Annotated in this window: 21 protein-coding genes; 10 read left to right on the plus strand and 11 right to left on the minus strand. The window is 69.9% G+C overall.

Features of this window, described 5'->3' with window-relative positions; all coding sequences use genetic code 11:
- Positions 1–5 precede the first annotated feature (5 nt).
- Positions 6–890 carry a purine-nucleoside phosphorylase gene (locus AXE84_RS01065; protein WP_060956531.1) on the minus strand — a complete coding sequence of 295 codons (885 nt, stop codon included), beginning with the start codon at positions 888–890 and terminating at the stop codon, positions 6–8.
- Positions 887–2,335: a purine-cytosine permease family protein gene (locus AXE84_RS01070; protein WP_010614730.1), complete on the minus strand. Its 1,449-nt coding sequence runs from the start codon at positions 2,333–2,335 to the stop codon at positions 887–889. Before AXE84_RS01070 ends, AXE84_RS01065 begins: the two co-directional genes overlap by 4 nt.
- A gap of 263 nt (positions 2,336–2,598) precedes the next feature.
- Between AXE84_RS01070 and AXE84_RS01075 the strand changes: the two genes are divergently transcribed.
- Entirely contained in the window at positions 2,599–2,787 is a 189-nt protein-coding gene (locus AXE84_RS01075; RefSeq protein ID WP_010614729.1) for a CsbD family protein, read from the plus strand.
- Between the two features lie 75 nt (positions 2,788–2,862).
- Here the strand turns inward: AXE84_RS01075 and AXE84_RS01080 are convergent, their stop codons facing one another.
- The 3 genes from AXE84_RS01080 to AXE84_RS01090 all read right to left on the minus strand — a co-directional run bounded on the left by AXE84_RS01080 (position 2,863) and on the right by AXE84_RS01090 (position 5,605).
- Positions 2,863–4,071 (minus strand): RCC1 domain-containing protein, encoded by a 1,209-nt coding sequence (locus AXE84_RS01080; RefSeq protein ID WP_060956532.1) that lies wholly within the window; start codon positions 4,069–4,071, stop codon positions 2,863–2,865.
- Positions 4,072–4,109: 38 nt separating this feature from the next.
- Positions 4,110–4,760, minus strand: a complete 651-nt coding sequence (locus AXE84_RS01085) for a hypothetical protein (RefSeq protein ID WP_060956533.1) — start codon at positions 4,758–4,760, stop codon at positions 4,110–4,112.
- 167 nt (positions 4,761–4,927) lie between these two features.
- Positions 4,928–5,605 carry a ferritin-like fold-containing protein gene (locus AXE84_RS01090; protein WP_176713520.1) on the minus strand — a complete coding sequence of 226 codons (678 nt, stop codon included), beginning with the start codon at positions 5,603–5,605 and terminating at the stop codon, positions 4,928–4,930.
- Between the two features lie 264 nt (positions 5,606–5,869).
- On the opposite strand from AXE84_RS01090, the gene AXE84_RS01095 reads away from it, so the two are divergent.
- Positions 5,870–7,546 (plus strand): DEAD/DEAH box helicase, encoded by a 1,677-nt coding sequence (locus AXE84_RS01095; protein ID WP_060956534.1) that lies wholly within the window; start codon positions 5,870–5,872, stop codon positions 7,544–7,546.
- A 67-nt stretch (positions 7,547–7,613) separates the two neighbouring features.
- On the opposite strand, the gene AXE84_RS01100 is transcribed toward AXE84_RS01095, so the two are convergent.
- Entirely contained in the window at positions 7,614–8,243 is a 630-nt protein-coding gene (locus AXE84_RS01100) for a MarC family protein (protein ID WP_010614779.1), read from the minus strand.
- Positions 8,244–8,299: 56 nt separating this feature from the next.
- The gene (locus AXE84_RS01105; protein WP_060956535.1) at positions 8,300–9,145 is read right to left on the minus strand and encodes a PHP domain-containing protein; all 846 of its coding nucleotides are present in this window, start codon (positions 9,143–9,145) and stop codon (positions 8,300–8,302) included.
- Positions 9,146–9,202: 57 nt separating this feature from the next.
- Here AXE84_RS01105 and AXE84_RS01110 point away from each other — a divergent pair, with 57 nt between their 5' ends.
- From AXE84_RS01110 to AXE84_RS01125, 4 genes are all read left to right on the plus strand, one after another.
- Positions 9,203–10,303, plus strand: a complete 1,101-nt coding sequence (locus AXE84_RS01110) for a Gfo/Idh/MocA family protein (RefSeq protein WP_029316615.1) — start codon at positions 9,203–9,205, stop codon at positions 10,301–10,303.
- A 67-nt stretch (positions 10,304–10,370) separates the two neighbouring features.
- Entirely contained in the window at positions 10,371–11,996 is a 1,626-nt protein-coding gene (locus tag AXE84_RS01115) for an aminopeptidase P family protein (protein WP_060956536.1), read from the plus strand.
- 68 nt (positions 11,997–12,064) lie between these two features.
- A complete protein-coding gene (locus AXE84_RS01120) occupies positions 12,065–12,436 on the plus strand; it encodes an ArsR/SmtB family transcription factor (protein WP_010614721.1) in 372 nt (123 codons plus the stop codon).
- A complete protein-coding gene (locus AXE84_RS01125) occupies positions 12,433–13,419 on the plus strand; it encodes a cation diffusion facilitator family transporter (protein ID WP_060956537.1) in 987 nt (328 codons plus the stop codon). The genes AXE84_RS01120 and AXE84_RS01125 overlap by 4 nt, the downstream gene beginning before the upstream one ends.
- A gap of 6 nt (positions 13,420–13,425) precedes the next feature.
- Here AXE84_RS01125 and AXE84_RS01130 read toward each other — a convergent pair whose 3' ends face one another.
- Positions 13,426–14,274 carry a sugar phosphate isomerase/epimerase family protein gene (locus tag AXE84_RS01130; RefSeq protein WP_029316614.1) on the minus strand — a complete coding sequence of 283 codons (849 nt, stop codon included), beginning with the start codon at positions 14,272–14,274 and terminating at the stop codon, positions 13,426–13,428.
- Between the two features lie 29 nt (positions 14,275–14,303).
- Positions 14,304–15,110 carry a general stress protein gene (locus AXE84_RS01135; RefSeq protein ID WP_060956538.1) on the minus strand — a complete coding sequence of 269 codons (807 nt, stop codon included), beginning with the start codon at positions 15,108–15,110 and terminating at the stop codon, positions 14,304–14,306.
- A gap of 80 nt (positions 15,111–15,190) precedes the next feature.
- Between AXE84_RS01135 and AXE84_RS01140 the strand changes: the two genes are divergently transcribed.
- The 3 genes from AXE84_RS01140 to AXE84_RS01150 all read left to right on the plus strand — a co-directional run bounded on the left by AXE84_RS01140 (position 15,191) and on the right by AXE84_RS01150 (position 18,261).
- Positions 15,191–16,483: a magnesium transporter MgtE N-terminal domain-containing protein gene (locus AXE84_RS01140; RefSeq protein WP_029316613.1), complete on the plus strand. Its 1,293-nt coding sequence runs from the start codon at positions 15,191–15,193 to the stop codon at positions 16,481–16,483.
- A complete protein-coding gene (locus tag AXE84_RS01145; RefSeq protein WP_060956539.1) occupies positions 16,476–17,048 on the plus strand; it encodes a DUF1003 domain-containing protein in 573 nt (190 codons plus the stop codon). Before AXE84_RS01140 ends, AXE84_RS01145 begins: the two co-directional genes overlap by 8 nt.
- A 70-nt stretch (positions 17,049–17,118) precedes the next feature.
- On the plus strand, positions 17,119–18,261 hold the full coding sequence (locus tag AXE84_RS01150; RefSeq protein ID WP_060956540.1) for an Mrp/NBP35 family ATP-binding protein: 1,143 nt from the start codon (positions 17,119–17,121) through the stop codon (positions 18,259–18,261).
- A gap of 93 nt (positions 18,262–18,354) precedes the next feature.
- Here AXE84_RS01150 and AXE84_RS01155 read toward each other — a convergent pair whose 3' ends face one another.
- Entirely contained in the window at positions 18,355–19,275 is a 921-nt protein-coding gene (locus AXE84_RS01155) for a twin-arginine translocase TatA/TatE family subunit (protein WP_060956541.1), read from the minus strand.
- 159 nt (positions 19,276–19,434) lie between these two features.
- On the opposite strand from AXE84_RS01155, the gene AXE84_RS01160 reads away from it, so the two are divergent.
- Positions 19,435–20,070, plus strand: coding sequence for an O-methyltransferase (locus tag AXE84_RS01160; protein ID WP_009406302.1), 636 nt, complete (start codon positions 19,435–19,437; stop codon positions 20,068–20,070).
- A gap of 148 nt (positions 20,071–20,218) precedes the next feature.
- Here the strand turns inward: AXE84_RS01160 and AXE84_RS12305 are convergent, their stop codons facing one another.
- Positions 20,219–20,386 carry a DUF3117 domain-containing protein gene (locus AXE84_RS12305; RefSeq protein ID WP_009396029.1) on the minus strand — a complete coding sequence of 56 codons (168 nt, stop codon included), beginning with the start codon at positions 20,384–20,386 and terminating at the stop codon, positions 20,219–20,221.
- Positions 20,387–20,424 lie beyond the last annotated feature (38 nt).

Genomic DNA, 20,424 nt, shown 5'->3' on the forward strand with positions numbered 1-20,424 from the left:
GCAGCTCACGACATCGCCGCCAGCACCGCCTCGATGCCGGCGGCGATCGTCGTGTGCGCACCGACCACGAGTCGGATGACCTCGTCGGGATCGGTGGGCGCCTGCGCGAAGGACAGGTCGGAGACGACGCTCATGCCGGCCACGCGCACCCCGAGGTGGTGCAGGGCGATGGCCTCCAGAACGGTGGACATGCCGACGCAGTCGGCACCGGCGGACTCCAGCATTCGCGTCTCCGCCATGGTCTGATACTCCGGCCCACGCACAGCGGCATAGACGCCTGACCTCTCTGTGACACCGCGCAGGACGTCAGCAAGCTCGTCGTCCCACACACTGCGCACGTCAGTGAAGACCGGGCCGTCGAAGGGTGAGGAGCCGGTGAGGTTGAGGTGATCGGTGATCGTCATGACCTCGCCGATGTGCCAGCCGCGCAGGCAGCCGCCGGCGTTGACCAGGACGGCGCCATGTACGCCGGCTGCAGCCGCGACACGGGACAGGGCGACCACCGGTCCGGGCCCGCGACCCTCGTAGAGGTGGGTCCGTCCGCGAGCCACGAGGACGCGCCGCTCTCCCCCATCCTCTTGTCCGCCCACCTTCCGGCCACGAGCGACGACATAGGAGTCAAGGCGGTCCTCATGTCCCGGCGCGACCGGGAGCATGACCCCGGGCAGGTCGGACAGGCGCAGGCTCGCAGCCGGCTCACCCCAGGAAGCCAGGGCGTCAGCAGCGCCGGACCCCAGGACCACCAGGAGATCGTGGCGAGGCGCGCCGGTGCGTCGGGCGATCTGGTGGGCGCCTTCCATGGCCGGGCCCGGGCCTTCTGCGCCAGAAGACACGCTCAGGGCCTCCAGACGCTCAGGCTCGAGAGCGAAGCCTGTGGCCTTGTCGTTCACGAACGGGCCTCCTGGCGGGCCACCCGGCCTCGGCCGAGGACAAGGTGCCCGAGCACACCGATGAGCAGAGCGACCAGCACACCGAGGTTGGCTCCAGCCCAGGCCCCGTCGCGCCCCCCAAGAGGCCCGAGCAGGTAGCCCTGCCAGGACAACCAGGAGGCAGCCGAGTTGACGACCAGCCCCCAGCCGACGACGGAACCGGCAGCCACCAGGGCGATGGCCTCCCAGTTGACTGAGCCGTAGACGCCGTCGGGCGTGAAGAGGGCTTCCTCGTCGTAGTCGCGCTTGCGCAGAATGACCTCGGCGACCATGACTCCGGCCCAGGCGGCGACGACGACCCCGAGAGTGGTGAGGAACCCTTGGAAGGGACCGAGGAAGTCATCAGCGCCGAAGATGACGGCGATGGTGCCCACGGTCATGATGGTGGCGTCGATGGAGGTGGCCACGTGTCGGCGCACGGGCAGGCCGGTCGCCAGGAGAGACAGGCCCGAGGAGTACAGGTCCATGATGATGCCGCCAGCCAATCCCAGGATGGCGACGACCGCGAAGGGGATGAGGAACCACGTGGGCAGGATCGTGGTCAGAGCGCCGATGGGGTCGGTGTTGATGGCCTGGCCGAGCTCGGCGTCGGAGCCCACCAGGAGGATGCCGAAGAAGACGAGCACCACGCAGGGCAGTGCCGATCCCAGCGTGGTCCAGCCGATGACGCCGGCTGTCGAGGCCCTGCGGGGCAGGTAGCGGGAGTAGTCGGCGGCGGCATTGACCCAACCGAGGCCGAAGCCGGTGGCCACCATGACCAGGGCTCCGATGAAGGCCGCAGGGCCGCCCGACGGCAGGGCCAAGATCTTGTCGACACTGATCTGGGGAGCGACGAGGACGAGGTAGATGATGGTGAGGACACCGGTGGCCCAGGTGATCCAGGTCTGAACCCTCATGATCGCCTCGAAGCCGAGAATACCGGCGCTGGCAGCCAGGCCAACAGTGAGCAGGAAGCCCAGGATCTGGGCACCGACCTGGTTGTGCCAACCCAGGGCCTGGAACACCGTGGCCGAGGCCAGGGTGGCAGAGACGCACAGGACGGTCTCCCAGCCGACCGTGAGGATCCAGGACAGGGCCGCGGACAGGCGATTGCCGTTGTAGCCGAAGGCCGCTCGGGACAGCGCCAGGGTGGGGGCGCTGCCTCGTTTGCCCAGGACGGCCACGACACCGCACAGGAGGAAGGAGACGATGACGCCAACGCTGCCCGCAACGACCGCCTGCCAGAAGGACAGTCCGAATCCGAGGACCCAGGCACCCCAGGACAGTCCCAGGACGGAGATGTTGGCCGCGAACCAGGGCATGAAGAGATCGCTCGGCCGCCCCTTGCGATCAGACTCGGAGATGACGTCAAGACCGGCGTTCTCGACGCGAGTGGCGGCGGGAACGTCCGCAGGTGCACTGCTCATGGGTAATCGACCTCAGTGTCAGTATCAGAACGCTCTCGAATGAGAACTGACTGAAGTGTACGGGCACTGAGATGCAGCGAACGACGCCGGAGAGCCGAGAAGAGCCACCACCCCCTCAGTAACATAAGATATGTCACACACTTGAGGGGATCTTCATACAAGCTCTCACTGGATACCGAGCTGTGTCTCAGATGCGCGCATGTATAGTCGAGCCATCCTCCACGTCTCCATTTCGTGGAGACTCACCACGGAAAGGAGCTCTCATGAGCGACAACGGAACCTTTGACAGGATCGCCGGCAAGACCAAGGAGGCCGCGGGCAAGGTCACTGGCAACAAGGAGACCGAGACCGAGGGCAAGCTCCAGCAGGCCGAAGGCAAGATCAAGGAGGTCGCCGAGGACGCCAAGGACGCCATCAAGGGTGCGGTGAACCACCTCAAGGGCGACAAGTAAGCGTCGTCGCGACACACGCAACAGCGCCCAGTCTCCTTCAGGAGGCTGGGCGCTGTTGTGTTGCCAATTCCGGCGTCAGTTGCTCGCAGGGATCAGGGTCGGCGCCACGTTGACCACGCTCTGCGAGGGGTCGGCCTGCCCCCACGAGTTGTTGCCCCAAGTCCAGGTCCCCTTGTCGACAGTGGCCCACGTGTCGTAACCGGAGGTACCGATCTGGGTGGCCCCGTCGATCTTGTCCACCTGCACCAGCCCCGAGGGGGTGTCGGAGACAGTTCCGTTGACCTGACCGTAGCGGTTGGAGCCGAAGCACCAGACTGTGCCCTTGGCGAGGGCGCAGGTGTGCTCGTAACCAGAGACAAGCGCGGTGGGAGCGGCCGGCAGCTTGCCGACCTCCACGGCCTGGTTGACCAGCGCCTCATCAGTCTTCTTGCCGAGCTGGCCGACCTCGTTGGCGCCCCAGGCGTAGACCTTGCCCGAGTCGTCCACGGCCACGGCGAAGCCCTTGCCCACGCTCAGCGCCGAGACCTTGACCTTCTCCAGCCCTGGCACAGCCGTCGGCGAGACACGTGCTCCCTGGGTGTTGGCCTGGGCGTCAGCACCCCAGCAGGAGACTCCGGTACCGCCCGAGGAGCAGACGAAGGAACCACTGCCGGCGCGCAGGGTCGCAGGCTTGGTGGCGGCAGGGGCCGCCGCAGCGGGAGACGACGGATCCGCCGCGTCCTTACCGGGCCACAGCCAGTGCCCTCCCAAGGCACCCCCAACCAGTCCGAGGGCCAGCACACTGACCGCTACAACCGGAAGCACCCACCCGCGACGTCGAGCGCCCTTCGAGTACTGGGAGACATCACTCTGCGGCGCCTCCATCTCGGTCACTGTGGGCAGCGGCTGAAGCCGGTAACCCTGCGGTTGAGGCTGCGTCGGTGTCGCCATATGCGGCTGGAGCGGCGAGATCGCAGCCGGCTGCTGAGCAGGCTGAGTTGGTTGAGCCACCCCGTAGTCAGTGTCTCCGCCAGCGCCGTCGCCCCTGAATGCGCCGTCAAAGGCCACGGGATCTGCAGGCGCCCCGTACACGGGTGCGGGTTCCTGAACGGGCACCTGCTGCTGAGCAGGCGGATACCCGGCAGGCTGCTGAGGGGAATATCCGGCAGATGCCGCGATCTGTTCGAGCTGCGCACGCTGCTCGGGCGTCCAGGCGCGTCCGGTGACAAGGGCCTCCCGAGCACGCTCGGGACTGCCGCCGATGAACCACAGCACCCTGTCCCCGTCGAGCATCCGGTCATCCATGGGCCAGACCTCTCCTCAACGTCAAGGACCGATGCGTGTCAGTAGGTCAGCCTACGGCGCGCCATGAGCATGGCGGCGCCTGTCGCACCAGTGCCCAGCACCATCCAGGCTGCGGTCGTCCCCGCACCGGTCTGGGCGAGGGTGGAGCGACCTGCGGTGGCGGTACCCTGCTGGCCGGAAGCAGCCTGCTCGCGGGGAGCGGCGGCCTGCTCACCGGGGACATTCGCGGCGCCCTGGGGAGCGCTCTCCTCGGCGGCCGCGGGGGCGCCTCCCTCAGAGGACTGCTCGGGGGCCGCCGGGGCCTGCTGCTCGGGAGCAGCCTCGGAGCCAGCGGAATCGCCCTGCTGCTGCTCAGCCTGGTTCTGCTGGGGCTGCTCGGCCGGAGCCTCCGGCTTGTTCTCCTGCTGCGCCGCGGCGTTGTCGGCGCCCGGAGCCTGGGGAGCGGTCTTGCCCGCATCCTCCGCGGGAGCAGGCGCAGGGGCGGGGGCCGGAGCCGGCTTGTTGCCTTCAGGGTTGGGGGCAGCCGGGGAGGGGGTGTCGGGCTGAGGAGCCTCGGCCTTCGCGTCACCGGCCTGGGACGCCGACTGCTCGGCGACAGGAGCCGGGTCCGTCTCAGCAGCAGCCGCACCGACCGGGACGACGGACAGGGCAACGGCCGCAGACGCAGCCATCCATACGCTTCGCTTCATGGGAACTCCTTGAGGACTTGAGAGCCAAGGCTCTTACGTCGGGTGACGAGGATGTGGATGCGGCCACCTTACCCAACGCAGCCCTGGTCCTGTCACGCTAGCGACACGGGCACTACTCCACTGTTGGACACTTCACATCGCCGCCGCGCGGGTGGAATGGGAGATGGTCAGACCCTCAGGCCCAGCCCTCTCATACGCGAGACCGCCCCCTGGGACAGTACTGAGTGGAGCTGCTCCTGCGCCATCTGGCCGAGGAGCTCGGGGAACTGCCCCAGGAGCCTCTGGAAGGTCCCGATCTCCTCACCGATGACGCGCCGGCCCCACAGCCCCAGTCGGGCGGCCAGCTGAGGGTCGGCCGCGACGACCTCCTCCAGCTCGGCGACGGCGTACGTGCCGATCGGGTCCTGGCTGAGCTCATGAATGAGTCCGCTATGCAAGGGGTCGTCCAGGGACTCGCTCAGCGCCATCCCGAAGTCGATGAGCAGCCCGAAGGTGATGTAGGTCTTGAGCAGGCGCTCGGCCCAGTCCAGTGGCCGCAGTCGCTCGTCGAAGTCGCCCAGCACGTCGGTGAAGCGTTCGGCCGCCCCGAGGGCGTCGATGCCGTGGGTCGCGGCCAGCTCCACGACCCGGTCGAAGGAGGCGACCTCCCAGGCACTCATGCGCAGCAGGTCGACCCGAGCCCTCATCCGCGGCGCCCGGTCGGCATCCTTGGCGTAGCGGGTGCAGGCCGCCGTCCGGGAGATCGCGACGACGCCGACGACGGACAGCTCGTGGGGACCAACCTGCATCGGGATGGAGGCGTTGGGCTGAGGTGACGGTGTCGGCATCTGGGACATGGCCACCATCGTATCCAGGTCTTGCCGTGCGTGAAGCACAGCCGTGACATCGACCACGCCGACGGCGCACCTCCCCATCCAGACAGGCCATCATCATGTTTTCCCGCTACGCTGACGGCGTCCACGGTTGCCCGGTCGTCAGATGGACTCAGATATGACTCACGATCGGCTGCCACATCCGACGGCGCCAACGCCCACGCAGCGCACCCGACCGTGCGCGCGAGCGACAGCCGCGCCGGACCGGTTCAACCTGATCAGAAGACAAGGAACCTCGTGAGCAACGAGCACCACGGGGCCGACGCCGTCGAGCCCGACCACAACTCCACAGACGACCAGACCACCCTCGAGAGCGCCAACGCCGCTGCCGGCACCACTGGCGCTACGTCCGGGATCATCGAGACGGCCGGCGCCCACGCCCCCGTCCTGGATGAGGCCACTCCCGACATCACCGACGAGGGCGCCCAAACCGACCTGAGCCGCAAGACCTTCGCCGACTTCGGTGTCGAGCCGGAGATCTGCGAGGCCCTGGACGCCAAGGGCATCACCCACCCCTTCCCCATCCAGGCCCTCACCCTGCCGGTGGCCCTGGAGGGGCAGGACATCATCGGTCAGGCCAAGACCGGCACCGGCAAGACCCTGGGCTTCGGCATCCCCCTCCTCATGGACACCCTGGGCCCCGGGGAGGAGGGCTGGGACGAGGATCCCGCCTCCGGCAGCCCCCAGGCCCTGGTCATCCTGCCCACCCGCGAGCTGGCCAAGCAGGTCGCCGAGGAGCTGTCCACAGCTGCCGCCAAGCGCACCGTGCGCATCGTCCAGGTCTACGGCGGGCGCGCCTACGAGCCCCAGATCGAGGACCTCGAGCGAGGAGCCGAGGTCGTCGTGGGCACGCCCGGCCGCCTCATCGACCTCATGGAGCGTGGCGTGCTGGACCTGGCTCACGTCACCACTGTCGTCCTGGACGAGGCCGACGAGATGCTGGATCTGGGCTTCCTGCCGGACGTGGAGAAGATCCTGGCCCGCACCCGCGCCGACCGGCACACGATGCTCTTCAGCGCCACCATGCCCGGGGCCGTGGTCGCCCTGGCGCGCCGCTACATGACCCGCCCCACCCACATCCGCGCCCAGGACCCGGGCGACGAGGGCATGACCGTCCAGACGGTCCAGCAGGTCGTCTACCGCACCCACTCGATGAACAAGGTGGAGGTCGTCTCCCGGATCCTCCAGGCCGAGGGACGCGGGCGCACCATCATCTTCGCACGCACCAAGCGCACGGCGGCCCGGGTGGCCGACGACCTGCGCGCCCGAGGTTTCGCCACCGGGGCCCTGCACGGCGACCTCGGCCAGGGGGCCCGCGAGCAGGCCCTGCGCGCCTTCCGCAACAACAAGGTGGACGTCCTGGTGGCCACCGACGTGGCCGCCCGGGGCATCGACGTCGACGACGTCACCCACGTCATCAACTACCAGTGCCCCGAGGACGAGAAGATCTACGTCCACCGCATCGGGCGCACCGGACGCGCCGGCAACTCCGGCACGGCGGTCACCTTCGTGGACTGGGACGACGTGCCGCGCTGGCGGATCATCGCCAAGGCTCTGGGCCTGCCCATCGAGGAGCCGGTGGAGACCTACCACACCAGCGAGCACCTGTTCTCCGACCTGTCGATCCCGGAGAAGGTCACCGGCCGCCTGCCCCGTCACAAGCGCACCCTGGAGGGGCTCGACGCCGAGGAGATCGAGGACCTGGGTGAAACCGGCAAGCGTGGGCGCAAGCAGTCCGGCCGGCAGGGCGGGCGCTCGGAGCGCGGCCGGGGCCGCGGCGGCAGGGGCGCCAAGGACTCCAAGCGCGGTGAGCCCTCCCGGCGCTCCGCCGACGGCGAGGCCAAGCCCCGGCGCAAGCGCACCCGTAAGCGCACGCGCGGTGGCCGCCCGGTTGACGGGACCACCGGCGAGTAGGACTGACAAGGAGCGGCTGAGACTCACGTGGGTCTCAGCCGCTGTCCGTCTCCGGGGTGGAGCCGGCTCAGAGGCGGGTCTCCAGGAAGGCGAAGACGCCGTCGGCCATGATCTGGACGGCGATGGCCGCCAGGAGCAGTCCCATGACCCGGGTGAGGATCCGGATGCCGGAGGTGCCCAGCACCCGGTTGAGCCCCAGGGAGAAGCGCAGCGAGGCCCAGATGGCGATGTGCGTGCCGATGATCGCGGCCGTCACGGAGACCCACCCGGCCACCCCGCCTCCGGTGGTGTCCACGGCGACCATCGCCGCGACGATGGCGCCGGGCCCGGCCAGCAGGGGCGTGCCCAGGGGCACGAGGGCGGCGTTGGCAGTGACGGCCTCGGGGTCGGGGCTCTCATCGACCTTGTCGGTCAGCAGCTCGAGGGCCACCAGGAGCAGCAGCAGTCCGCCGGCCACCTGGAGGGAGGGCACCGAGATCCCCAGGAACTTCAGGATGTAGCGTCCGAAGGCCGCGAAGAGCACGATGACGGCGAAGGAGACCACTGTGGCCTGGCGCGCTGAAGCGGCGCGCTCCGGGGGCGTCTGCCGCGAGGTCAGGGACAGGAAGATCGGGATGGCGCCCAGGGGGTCCTGAATGACCAGGAGCGTGGTGAAGGTCGTGGCGAAGACCGTGGTGTCGAAGACGGACTGCAGCATGGGGCGTTTCTATCACCGCCGCTCGGCAGGAGTCAGGTGCCGTGGCCGCTCGGGCCTCAGGGTCGGACGAGGTCGAGGGCGCCCTCGTCGAGGATCTGTTCCAGCAGCTCGGGCGGCATGAGGTTCTCCCCCAGGCGGTTGGGCTTCCCGGTGCCGTGGTAGTCCGAGGCCCCCGACAGCCCCAGCCCCAGGCGCTGGGCCAGAAGGCGAACCTGCTCGCGCTGCTCGGGGCCCTGGTCGCGATGGTTCATCTCCAGGGCCGCCAGGCCGGCCTCGGCCATCTGGGCGAAGGTCTCATCGGGCACGAGGCGGCGTTGGCGGGAGGCGGCGCGCGGGTGGGCCGCCACCGGGACCCCACCGGCGGCGCGCACCAGGCGGCAGGCCTCCACCGGGTCCAGCGCCCAGTGGTGGACATAGTAGGGCGAGGAGGTGGCCAGCGGCCCGGCGAAGGCGGCGTTGCGATCGGGGAAGGATCCGGCCGTCACCAGGGCATCGGCGATATGGGGCCGGCCGATCGTGTGGGAGTCGGCCGACTGGGACAGGACGTCCTCCCAGGTGACCGGGTAGTCCTCACTGAGGCGCTCGACCATCCGCTGCGCCCGGCTGTCGCGCGAGCGGCGGGCACGGGCGAAGGCGGCCTCCAGCCCGGCATCATCGGCCCGGTGCAGGTAGGACAGCAGGTGGAGGGTGACCCCGTCAGCGGCGCAGGAGATCTCGGTGCCGCGCAGCAGGGCGACGCCGGTATCCGGGACGGCCCGGGCCGCCTCCTGCCAGCCGGCCATCGTGTCGTGGTCGGTCAGGCCGACGACGTCGAGGCCGGCCGCGGCCGCCTGAGCCATGAGCCCGGCGGGCGAGTCGGTGCCGTCGGAGCAGGCCGAGTGGGTGTGGGGGTCGATACGCACCGGGACAGTGTAGGTAAGTGCGGGCAGCGCGTAGGGAGGCGTGGAAGACTGGATGACATGAGCGAGCCGAGCCGTATGAGCAATATTGTGTCCACCACGCGGCGCGCCGCCGACACCCCAATCCGCTTCGGGGTGATCGGCGCCGGTTTCATCGCCCGCTGGTTCGCCGAGGCAGTCGCCCGCGAGCCGGGTGCCCAGATCGTGGCCGTCACCTCCGCCCACCGCGAGCGCGCCGAAGCCTTCGCCACCGAGCACGGAGTTCCGCATGCCTATGCCTCGCTTAAGGAGATGCTCACCGCCCACGGCCCGGGCTCGCAGGACCCGATCGACGTCATCCATGTGGGCTCCCCCAACTCCCTGCACGCGCAGCACGCGATCGCGGCCCTGGAGGCCGGTTTTCACGTGGTAGTGGAGAAGCCCTTCGCCCTGACGCGCTCGCAGGCCGAGGCGATGGTGGAGGCGGCGCAGGCGGCCGACCGCTTTCTCATGGAGGGGTGGCTGTCCGCCTTCGAGCCCGGGGTGGCTCGGCTACGTGAGCATCTGCCGCGGCTGGGGCAGCTGCACCGGGTGGTGCTGTCCAAGGAGCAGTTCTCCTCGCGGATGGAGGTCTACCGCTCCGGTGGCCTACCGCCGGCCTTCAATCCGGCTCTGGGCGGCGGCTCCCTCATGGACCTGGGCATCTACCCGGTCAGCCTGGCCATTCACCTCTTCGGTGAGCCGGACCGGGTGACGGCTACGGGGACGCTGCTGGAGTGCAGTGTCGACGCACGGGGCACGGTGGTCCTGTCCTACGACTGCGGTGAGCACGCCGGGCTGGAGGTCGTCTGCCTGCACTCCAAGACCTCCCCGGGAATGGAGTCGAGCTTCGCCGGGGACCATGACGTGCTGAGCATTGACGACTGCCAGTGGCCTCGGCGCATCGAGCTGCACGGTCCGGCGGCAGCGACGGGCACGGGTGAGGACCTGTCGGTCGAGCGCGGCGCTGAGGCGCCCGGTCACCAGCTCGCCTACGAGCTGGCCGAGGTGTGCCGCCTGGTGCGTGCCGGCGCGCGCCAGTCCGATCTGCACCCGCTGAGCCGCTGTGTGGCGGCGGTCGGGGTTCTGCAGGAGGCACGCCGCCAGGTGGGGGTGCGCTTCCCGGCCGATGAGCAGGGCTGAGCCGCCCCCGCGTTCCTGAGTCCCCCACCGAGCGCCGGTTGGGGCCCAACAGTGGAATGATGCCCCTATGGCATCGACTTCTCCCGCAGACAACCGTCCGTCCGACGAGACCCCCGACTCCTCGCAGGAGGCCCCCCAGTCCTTGGCGGCGCGAGGCTCCAACCGGTCCCGCCAGCCCGAGAACCAGGCCTTCCGTGACTTCATCGGCTCGGGGTGGGGGCCGCGTCCCGAAGGCCTGCCCACCCGCAGCGAGGCGGCTCCCTGGGCGGCCGCCCGCCGTGAGGCCCTCGGCAGGCTCTTCCCCGGCGAGCGTCTGGTGCTCCCCGCCGGCGCGCTCAAGGTGCGCAACAACGACTGCGACTACCGGTTCAGGCCCCACAGCGCCTTCGCCCACCTGGCCGGAACCGGCACGGACTTCGAGCCGGATGCCGTGCTCGTCCTGGACCCCCTCACCGCGCCGAGTCAGGACGCCGGTTCCCCGGACGGCTCCGATGACACCGACGACGTCGCCCCGACGCATGAGGCAGTCCTCTACTTCCGGCCCCGGGCCTCGCGATCCAGCCAGGAGTTCTACGGCGACCCCCGCTACGGCGAGCTGTGGGTGGGGGTGCGGCCCTCCCTGGAGGAGGTCGAGGCCTCCACCGGCATGCGCTGCGCCCACATCGACTCCCTGCCCGACGCGCTGGCCAAGGATGCCGGTCCCGACGCGGTGCAGCTGCGCGTCGTCGCCGAGGCCGATGAGTCCGTCACCGCTCTGGTGACCACCACGCGGGAGAAGGTCGGGCTGCAGACCGGCCAGGGCGCCGCGGAGGTGGACGCGGGTCTGGCCGAGGCCGCCAGCGAGCTGCGCCTGGTCAAGGACCCCTGGGAGATCGACCAGCTGCGTGCCGCCGTCGCCGCCACCAAGGCCGGCTTCGACGACCTCATCCGCTCCATCCCCCGGGCCCGCGGCCACTGGCGCGGTGAGCGGGTCCTGGAGGGGGCCTTCGGGGCCAAGGCCCGTGAGGAGGGCAACGGCCTGGGCTATGACACGATCGCCGCGGCCGGCAACCACGCCAACACCCTGCACTGGATCAACAACGACGGCGCCGTCGAGCCCGGCCAGCTGGTCCTGGTGGACGCCGGCGTCGAGGTCGACTCCCTCTACACCGCTGACGTCACTCGCACGATCCCGGTCGATGGTCGCTTCACCGAGGCTCAGCGCCGGATCTACCAGGCGGTTCTCGACGCCGCCGACGCCGCCTTCGCCCGTGCGGGCACCCCGGGCTGCCGCTTCAAGGACGTCCACGCCGCCGCCATGGAGGTGATCGCCGCCCGCCTGGAGGAGTGGGGGATGCTGCCCGAGGGCGTCAGCGCAGCCGACTCCCTGGCCCCCGAAGGCCAGTACCACCGGCGCTGGATGGTGCACGGCACCAGCCACCATCTGGGCCTGGATGTCCACGACTGCGCCCAGGCGCGCCGCGAGATGTACATGGAGGCCGAGCTCAAGCCGGGCATGTGCTTCACCATCGAACCGGGACTGTACTTCCGCGAGGACGACCTGCTGGTGCCCGCCGAGATGCGTGGCACGGGCGTGCGCATCGAGGACGACGTCGTGGTGCGCGAGGACGGCAGCGTGGAGCGCCTCACTCAGGACGTGCCCCGCACCGTGGAGGAGGTCGAGGCCTGGGTGAGCGGACTCATCGCCGACTGACTGCCGACTGACTGACTGCTCGGTCACCTCCCTTGCCGCTCATCGCTATTCGTAGATAGCATCGCCGTATGACGATGAAACATGGGCTGCTGCCCGAGGACCGCCCCCAGGACCACGGTGCTGTGCGCGAGGCCTCCACCGTGGCCTCCCTGCTCGATGTCCTGGGGGACGCCACCCGCCTGGCGATCCTGCGCCACCTCCACGGCGGCGAGCACCGGGTGGTGGAGCTGACCGAGCACCTGGGCCTGGCCCAGTCGACCGTCTCCCAGCACCTGGCGATCCTGCGCAGCGCCGGTCTCATCTCCAGCCACTCCCACGGACGGGCCAACGTCAGCCGGATCGAGAACCCCGAGGCCATCGAGCAGGTCCTGGCCGCTGCCGAGTCCTTGGCCGCCGTCATCTCCGCGGACGGAGTGAGCCGGGGCAAGGAGCCGCAGTGAGCACCCCAGCCGGCCACGAGCCCGACACCCATTCCCACCACCACTCCCACCATCAGTCCCACGGTCACTCGCACAACCACGGTGCCGGGGCCTCACGAGGTCGTCTCCTGGTCGCCCTGTGCCTGTCGACCACGGTCCTGGTGGCCGAGATCGTCAGCGCCCTTGTCACCGGATCGCTGGCGCTGCTGGCCGACGCCGGGCACATGCTCACCGACGTCGCCGGCCTGGCCATGGCCCTGACGGCCGCCCAGCTGTCCACGCGTCCGGCCACGGACCGCTCCACCTGGGGCATGCGTCGCGCCGAGGTCATCGGGGCCGCGCTCCAGGCGGGCATGCTCGCCGTCGTCGGGCTCTTCGTGGCCTTCAAGGCGGTTCACAACCTGCTGGTAGCCCCGCAGGTCGAGGCCTCGGGCATGCTCGTCATGGGTGTCATCGGCCTGGCCGCCAACGTCATCGCGCTGCTGGTCCTCTCTGGCGGCCGGGGGCATGACGGACACGGCGAGAACCTCAACATGAGGGCCGCCCTGCTGGAGGTCCTCAATGACGCCCTGGGATCAGTGGGCGTCATCATCGCCGCCGCCGTCGTGGCCCGCACCGGCTGGACGCGGGCCGACGCCGTGGCCTCCCTGCTCATCGCCGTCCTCATCCTGCCCCGGGCGGTGACGCTGCTGCGCTCGGCCCTGGCGGTGCTCATGGACTTCACTCCCCAGGAACTGGACCTGGCGCAGGTGCGCTCGCACATGCTCGGCATCGACCACGTCGAGGAGGTCCACGACCTGCATGCGTGGACCGTCGCCTCGGGCATGCCGGTGCTGACCGCGCACGTCGTCGTGCGCGACGAGTGCCTGCGCGACGGTCACACCGAGGAGATCCTCGACCGGCTCCAGAGCTGCGTGGCCGAGCACTTCCCGGTCAGGATCCAGCACGCGACCCTCCAGCTCGAGCCCCTCTCGCACCTCGAGCACGAGGCCGCCTACTGCTAGACCGGGTCAGGAACGGCGGTAGCGCTTCCGGGTCGGCTCGGGAATGTGAGCCGGCTCCCCACCCTCCAGGTGCTCACGGGCGAAGGCCAGCGCGCTGGCGAGACCCTCGACACGCTGGGCGGCCGTCATGGACCGGGTGCTCACCTCGACGACGACCTGTCCCCCACCGGCCTCGAAACCGGTGGCCACCAGGTGCTTGAGAACCCCTGCGCAGTCCTGGTTGCCCTGCCCGGGCAGCAGGTGGTCGTCCAAGGGCCCGGGCACACCGTCAGTCAGGTGCAGGTGGCGCAGCGTGGGCCCCAGCGCACGGGCCATGGCCAGGGCGTCGGAGCCGGAGGTGGCGGCGTGGGAGATGTCCAGCGTCACCGACTTGTAGCCCTGCCCCACCGGGTCCCAGGTGGGCGAGTATGCCTGGAAGTCTCGCGTGGAGTGGGCGTGGCGGGGTCGCCAGGTGAACATGTTCTCCACCGCCAGGTGGATGCCCGTGGTCGCCTCGCGCTGCGCGACCCCGGCGATGAAGGAGCGCGCGTAACGGGTCTGCCAGAAGAAGGGCGGGTGCAGCACCACCGTGGGCGCCTCGAGGTAGTGGGCCAGCTCGATGGAGCGATCCACCTTGTCCCACGGATCGGCACCGAAAACCCCGCGGGTCACCAGCAGCGTGGGCGCGTGGACCGCCAGTACCGGCTGATCATGCTTCTCCACCAGAGCCGCCAGCCGGATGGCATCCTGGGATGCCTTCTCACTCCAGACCATGATCTCGACGCCGTCGTAGCCCAGCTCCTGGGCGATGGCGAAGGTCTCTGGAACACTGCCGGGAACCACGCAGGCTGTCGACAGCCCCACCGGAATGCTCATTGTCGCGCCCCCTCGTCCCTCAGCACCGGTCAACCCCGGCTACCGGAGCCGGTCTCATCGCCGGGCTCCTGCGACGACGCCGGGGCCCCCGACTCCTTGTGATCCTCTGATCGCGAGGGACGCAGGAAGGGGTCGTAGTCCTCGGCAGCGGCCGGGGCGCCGGAGGCAGGGCCGGCCGCTGCGGTGGAGGTCCGCTCAGGAGCGTCGCTGCCGGGCTGCGGCAGACGCACTCCGAAGCGGGGCTGCTCATCGGGGCGCGATCCGAAGGCTGTGGGCCCAGGGGCCTCCTCCCTCGCCCGACGCCGCTCCTGGGAGCGCCGCAGCGCCCCTCCCCCGCGCGCAAGGTTGCCCGGGACATCGGCCAGAGCCTGGCTGGCCTCGCGAATCTCCCGGGCGGCGATGATGGAGTAGCGCGAGGCCACAACCTGGCTGATGGAGGTGAAGTCACGCCGCCCCCGGGTCAGTGCGTAGCTGAAGAGCTGGAAGACGATGCCCCACAGCACCCCCAGCAGGACGCAGGCCCAGAAGTTGAGCCTGGGGCCGCTGCTACCGGCCACCGACATGATGATGCCGAAGAACACCCCGATCCACAGGCCGTTCATGGCCCCCGACATCGCTGCACGTCCCCAGCTCATGCGTCCAGTGATGCGCTCGACCTGACGCAGGTCGGTGCCGATGATCGCCAGGTGCTGCACCGGGAAGCCCTGATCCGACAGGGCGTCCACTGCTCCCTGCGCCTCGGGGTAGGTCGCGAAGGAGGCCACCTCCTCCCCCTGGGGCATGACACCACCACTGGACGAGGTCAGGGAGGACAACGAGCTCGGATTGGCGTTCATGGGGGCTATCGTCGCACGCGCGGGCACGCGGTACGGACCCATCGGGAGGCAATCACGCCTCAGGCGCATAGGCTTGGCTTGTGGAGAACACCAGGACGCGCACGACCAGCAGGGTTTTTGTGGCCCGCCTCATCGGCACCTCCGTCTTCGATCCCTTGGGCGATGAGGTGGGCAAGGTCCATGACGTCGTCGTCCTGCTGCAGATGCGCGGAGAACCCAGGGCCGTCGGCTTCGTCATCGAGGTCTCCAGCCGGCGCCGCGTCTTCCTGCCCCTGTCGAGGATCACCGCCATCGAGCCCGGAGCCGTCATCACCACGGGCCTGATGAACATCCGCCGCTTCACCCAGCGCCACGTGGAGACCCTGGTCGTCGGCGAGCTGCTGGACCGGGTGGTCACCATGCGCGACGGCTCGGGCAACGTCACGGTGCGCGACGTGGCCATCGAGCGCGACCGCGGCATGGACTGGAAGGTGACCCGCCTGTTCGTCCAGCGGGCCTCCTCAGGCCCTCTGGGCCTGCGCCGCGGGGAGACCTTCACGGTGCGCCCCGACGAGGTCAGCGGCCTGGCCGCCAGCGCCGACCAGCAGGGCGCCACCGCACTACTGGCCACTCTGGAGGACCTCAAGCCCGCCGACCTGGCCGACGTCATGCGCGACCTGCCCCAGGACAGCCAGATGCGCGTGGCCGCCGAGCTGACCGATGAGCGCCTGGCCGACGTCCTGGAGGAGCTCGGCAACGAGGACGCCGTCGCCCTCCTGTCCCGCCTGGAGGCCGGGCGCGCCGCCCACGTCCTGGACGCCATGCAGCCCGATGACGCCGCCGACCTGGTCGCCGATCTGCCCCAGCTCAAGGCCACCGAGCTGCTGGGCCTCATGGAGCCCGAGGAGGCCGAGGACGTGCGCCGCCTCATGGCCTACGACGACTACACCGCCGGCGGCCTGATGACCACCGAGCCGATCATCCTGCCCCCCGAGTCGACGGTGGCGACCTTCCTGGCCCAGTCCCGCAAGGCCGAGGTTCCTCCCGCCCTGGCCGCCATCGGCTTCGTGTGCCGCCCGCCCCTGGAGTCCCCCACCGGCAAGTTCGTGGGCATGATCCACTTCCAGAGGGCGCTGCGCGAGCGCCCCCAGCGCATGGTCGGCTCCATCGTGGACACCGACGTCGACTCCGTGCGCCCCGAGGACTCCATCGGTACCGTCACCCGCCTGCTGGCCACCTACAACCTGACGGCCCTGCCGGTCCTCGACGACGCCGGACGCCTGCTGGGCGCCGTCAGTGTCGACGACGTCCTGGACCACCTCATGCCCGACGACTGGCGCGTGGCCGACGAGGCCGTCACCGACGAGACGATCGAGAGGGGCGCCAATGCCTGACCAGCTCGACCAGCCCTTGCCCGACAGTCGCCTGCGGTGGCTGCGCAGGACGCATCCGGCCCACGCCTCGCGCTCGGACGGCTTCGGCCGCTTCGCCGAGGCCACCGCCCGCTTCATGGGCTCGCCCAAGTTCGTGCTCTACATGACGATCTTCGTCGCTGTGTGGATCGTGGCGAACCTCATCCTGGCCAAGATGCAGCAGGCCTGGGACCCCTACCCCTTCATCCTGCTCAACCTGGCCTTCTCCACCCAGGCCTCCTACTCGGCCCCCCTCATCATGCTGGCCCAGAACCGGCAGGACGACCGTGACCGGGTCACCGCCGAGCAGGACCGCCAGCGCGCCCAGCGCAACCTGGAGGACACCGAGTTCCTCACCCGGGAGATCGCCGCCCTGCGCCTGGCCATGAACGACGTCGCCACCCGCGACTTCGTGCGCAGCGAACTTCGCGACATGCTCAGCGAGATCCTCGCCGAGGAGCGCCTCACCCGTGAAGAGATCGCCGAGTTCCAGGACAGCGGCGACGACGAGCCCGGCACCACTCCTGGACAGCGCACCGCCCAGTGAGGGAGCACCCGGCCCTCACGTGGGACTCGCCACCTGTCGTGGCGTTCGACGGCACCCCTAGGATGGGCCCATGACGCAACCGACTCATGACGCCGTCATGGAGGCGCTGGCCAGGGTCATCGACCCCGAGCTGCACCGCCCCATCACCGACCTGGGAATGGTCTCCACCGTTGACATCGCCGAGGACGGCGTGGTCAGCGTCGAGGTGCTCCTGACCGTGGCCGGGTGCCCCTTGAAGGACACGATCACCGCCGACACCCGGCGCGAGGTCAACACCGTCGAGGGTGTCACCGAGGTGCAGGTGAGCCTGGGCGTCATGAACGACGAGCAGAAGGCCGAGCTGCGGCGCCGCCTGCGCGGAGGGGCCGCCGAACCGGTGGTTCCCTTCACTCAGCCGGGCAACCTCACCCGGGTCTACGCCGTCACCTCCGGCAAGGGAGGGGTCGGCAAGTCCTCGGTGACTGCGAACCTGGCCGCCGCCATGGCCGCCCAGGGCCTGAGCGTGGGCGTGGTAGACGCCGACATCTACGGCTTCTCCATCCCCCGCATGCTGGGGGTGGACCGGGTGCCCACCCAGCTCGACGGCATGATCGTGCCGCCGGTGGCCCACGGGGTGAAGGTCATCTCCATCGGCATGTTCGTGGAGGACAAGCAGCCGGTTGTGTGGCGCGGCCCCATGCTGCACCGCGCCGTCCAGCAGTTCCTCTCCGACGTGTTCTGGGGCGACCTGGACGTCCTGCTGCTGGACCTGCCGCCTGGCACCGGCGACGTGACGATCTCCGTGGCCCAGCTGCTCCCGAACGCCGAGATTCTCGTGGTCACCACCCCGCAGACGGCCGCCGCCGAGGTCGCAGAGCGCACCGGCCTCATCGCCACCCAGACGCACCAGAAGGTGGTGGGCGTCATCGAGAACATGTCCTACATGCCCCAGCCCGACGGCTCACGCCTGGAGATCTTCGGCTCCGGCGGGGGCGAGATCGTCAGCGCCTCCTTGAGCGAGACCCTCGGCTACGAGGTGCCGCTGCTGGCCCAGCTGCCGCTGGACATCCGTCTGCGCGAGGGCTCCGACACCGGTCTGCCGGCCACCGTGGCCCAGGACGGCAAGCCGGCCGCCGACGCCCCCGCAGCCCTGGAGCTGTCCGCTGTGGCCCAGCGCCTGACTCACCGCTCCCGCGGCCTGGCCGGCAAGAGCCTGGGGGTCACCCCGGCCTGATACCGGTCCCGCCGGCTCTCTTACCGAGTCCGGCATTGGTCACATCGCCCGCCGGCTCTTTCGCCCGGCTCGATGGGGCGAAGCTCGTACGGGTCAGAAGTCGACGGCGATACGCGCGGCCTCGGCGCGGGTGCGGGCGGCGGCGTTGGCGGCTCGCACGATGTCACGCGGCGATAGAGGGTGCACGCGATTACGGGAGTCATCACCCGCCGCGGTGGCGTCCCCTGCATCCGCACCGGCGGCGGCGGCCTGCGGCTCGACCAGGCTTGTCGGGACCTCCACCGGCTCGGCCGGACGGTCGGACTGCTCCGGCTGCTCAGTGCCCTCCGCGTCCTCGGCGACCTCGGCCTCCCCAGACTGCTCGGGCTCTGTCTTCTCCGGCTCAGTCTCGTCAGCCCCGTCGGCCGACTCGACCAACTCGACCGACTCGACTGACCCAGCCTCAGTCTCGGCCTCGGCGTCATCCTCGACGTCGTCCGCCTGCTGAAGCACTCCCCGCGGCGCAGTGGCGGGGGGCTGCTCAGCACTCTGCGGGCCCTCAGCGTTCTCGGCGCCCTCAGTGCTCTCGGTGTTCTCAGCCTTCTCGGCATCCTTCTCGGCCAGCCGCTCGTCGCGCTTGGCCTCGATCTGCTTGCTCAGCGACGAGGCCCGATCCTTCTTGACCACGTCGTTGACAGCCTGTGCGGCGTCGTCGGACATCTCCTTGGCGGCTGAGCCGACGGAGCGGAAGGGGTGGGCGAGGTCCTCGCGGATGGCGTCGATATCCTCCCCCAGGGCATCGCGCACGATCTTGCGCGGGTCGTACTGGCGCGGATCGAGCCTGGACAGGTCCAGGTCGGCCATCTCGGGGCCGACTTCCTCGGCGATCTGGCTGCGCGCGTTGTCCAGGAACACCCTGAGCTGGCGCACCATCTGCGTGAGCTTGCGGGTGTACTCGGGCAAGCGCTGCGGCCCCACCACGATCACCGCCACCAGGATGATGACGAGGAACTCATTTCCGTTGATGCCGAACACGCCGCTCAGTATAGGGAGTCCCACCGCTCCGAATCCGCCTCGGTTCGCCTACCGGCGGACTCACCCGGGCGAGCGCCCTTCCGCCTATCGGGCCGAACACCTGGAACAATGTGGCTCGAGGGGTGCGCCTGGCACCCCGCAGCAGAAGAAAGGCTCACAGTGAGTGCGGACAAGACGCTGAGCTGGTCCTACACGGAGGACTTCACCGCGGAGGACGAGGCCACCGCCCAGGCCCGCATACGCGGGCTCGAGCTCGGCATCACCCCGGTGTCCTCGGGGACCGGAGCGGCGCTGCGGATGCTGGCCGCCTCAGTGGGAGCCAAGTCCGTGGCCGAAGTCGGCACCGGCACCGGTGTCTCGGGCCTGTGGCTGCTGGGCGGCATGGGCACTGACGGGGTCCTCACCACGATCGACGTCGAGCCCGAGCTCCAGCGCGAGGCACGTCGCGCCTTCGACGGGGCCGGCTACCCCTCCTCGCGCACCCGCATCATCCAGGGGCGGGCCTCGGACGTCATGCCCCGGATGGCGGCCCGCTCCTACGACATGGTGGTGCTCGACGTCGCCCCGGAGGAGGCGATCCTCCTGGCCTCCAACGCCCTGCGGATGCTGCGCCCCGGCGGGGTCCTGGCCGTCACTCGGGCCCTGTGGAACGACCACGTGGCCGACCCGGCCCGCCGCGACGTCACCACCGTGGCAGCCCGCGAGCTCGGCAAGGCGCTGCGGGCCTCCCGCGCGCTGCTGACCACGCTGCTGCCCGTCGGAGACGGCCTGCTCGTCTCCGTGCGCCAGACCTGACTGTTCACCGCCCAACCGGCCGGAACGACGAAGAGGGCCGGACCCGCATTGGGTCCGGCCCTCTCTCGCGAGGCTGGATGACTCGGCCACCGGCTCCTCGACGCCGAGGTCCCAGTGGTACCCGGCTGCCCCCGGGCGCCAGGATCGGTCAGATCTTGGCGTTGGCCAGGGCCTCTCCGAGTGCCTTGACCTCATCGGCCGTGATCTCGAGGACGAGTCGACCACCACCCTCAAGCGGAACCCGCATGATGATGGCGCGGCCTTCCTTGACGACTTCGAGGGGGCCGTCTCCGGTCCGGGGCTTCATGGCAGCCATGTGCTCACCTTTCGTCAGTGCTGCGCGGGCACATCGCC

The organism is Actinomyces oris (genome assembly GCF_001553935.1).
Lineage (GTDB): Bacteria > Actinomycetota > Actinomycetes > Actinomycetales > Actinomycetaceae > Actinomyces > Actinomyces oris_A.

Excerpts from the sequence above, each read along its gene's own strand:
- AXE84_RS01150 (WP_060956540.1), top strand. The coding sequence starts at position 17,119 with ATGACGCAACCGACTCATGACGCCGTCATGGAGGCGCTGGCCAGGGTC.
- AXE84_RS01070 (WP_010614730.1), bottom strand. The coding sequence starts at position 2,335 with ATGAGCAGTGCACCTGCGGACGTTCCCGCCGCCACTCGCGTCGAGAAC.
- AXE84_RS01085 (WP_060956533.1), bottom strand. The coding sequence starts at position 4,760 with ATGAAGCGAAGCGTATGGATGGCTGCGTCTGCGGCCGTTGCCCTGTCC.
- AXE84_RS01135 (WP_060956538.1), bottom strand. The coding sequence starts at position 15,110 with ATGAACGCCAATCCGAGCTCGTTGTCCTCCCTGACCTCGTCCAGTGGT.
- AXE84_RS01145 (WP_060956539.1), top strand. The coding sequence starts at position 16,476 with ATGCCTGACCAGCTCGACCAGCCCTTGCCCGACAGTCGCCTGCGGTGG.
- AXE84_RS01100 (WP_010614779.1), bottom strand. The coding sequence starts at position 8,243 with ATGCTGCAGTCCGTCTTCGACACCACGGTCTTCGCCACGACCTTCACC.
- AXE84_RS01075 (WP_010614729.1), top strand. The coding sequence starts at position 2,599 with ATGAGCGACAACGGAACCTTTGACAGGATCGCCGGCAAGACCAAGGAG.
- AXE84_RS01090 (WP_176713520.1), bottom strand. The coding sequence starts at position 5,605 with ATGGTGGCCATGTCCCAGATGCCGACACCGTCACCTCAGCCCAACGCC.
- AXE84_RS01120 (WP_010614721.1), top strand. The coding sequence starts at position 12,065 with ATGACGATGAAACATGGGCTGCTGCCCGAGGACCGCCCCCAGGACCAC.
- AXE84_RS01080 (WP_060956532.1), bottom strand. The coding sequence starts at position 4,071 with ATGGATGACCGGATGCTCGACGGGGACAGGGTGCTGTGGTTCATCGGC.
- AXE84_RS01115 (WP_060956536.1), top strand. The coding sequence starts at position 10,371 with ATGGCATCGACTTCTCCCGCAGACAACCGTCCGTCCGACGAGACCCCC.
- AXE84_RS12305 (WP_009396029.1), bottom strand. The coding sequence starts at position 20,386 with ATGGCTGCCATGAAGCCCCGGACCGGAGACGGCCCCCTCGAAGTCGTC.
- AXE84_RS01130 (WP_029316614.1), bottom strand. The coding sequence starts at position 14,274 with ATGAGCATTCCGGTGGGGCTGTCGACAGCCTGCGTGGTTCCCGGCAGT.
- AXE84_RS01110 (WP_029316615.1), top strand. The coding sequence starts at position 9,203 with ATGAGCGAGCCGAGCCGTATGAGCAATATTGTGTCCACCACGCGGCGC.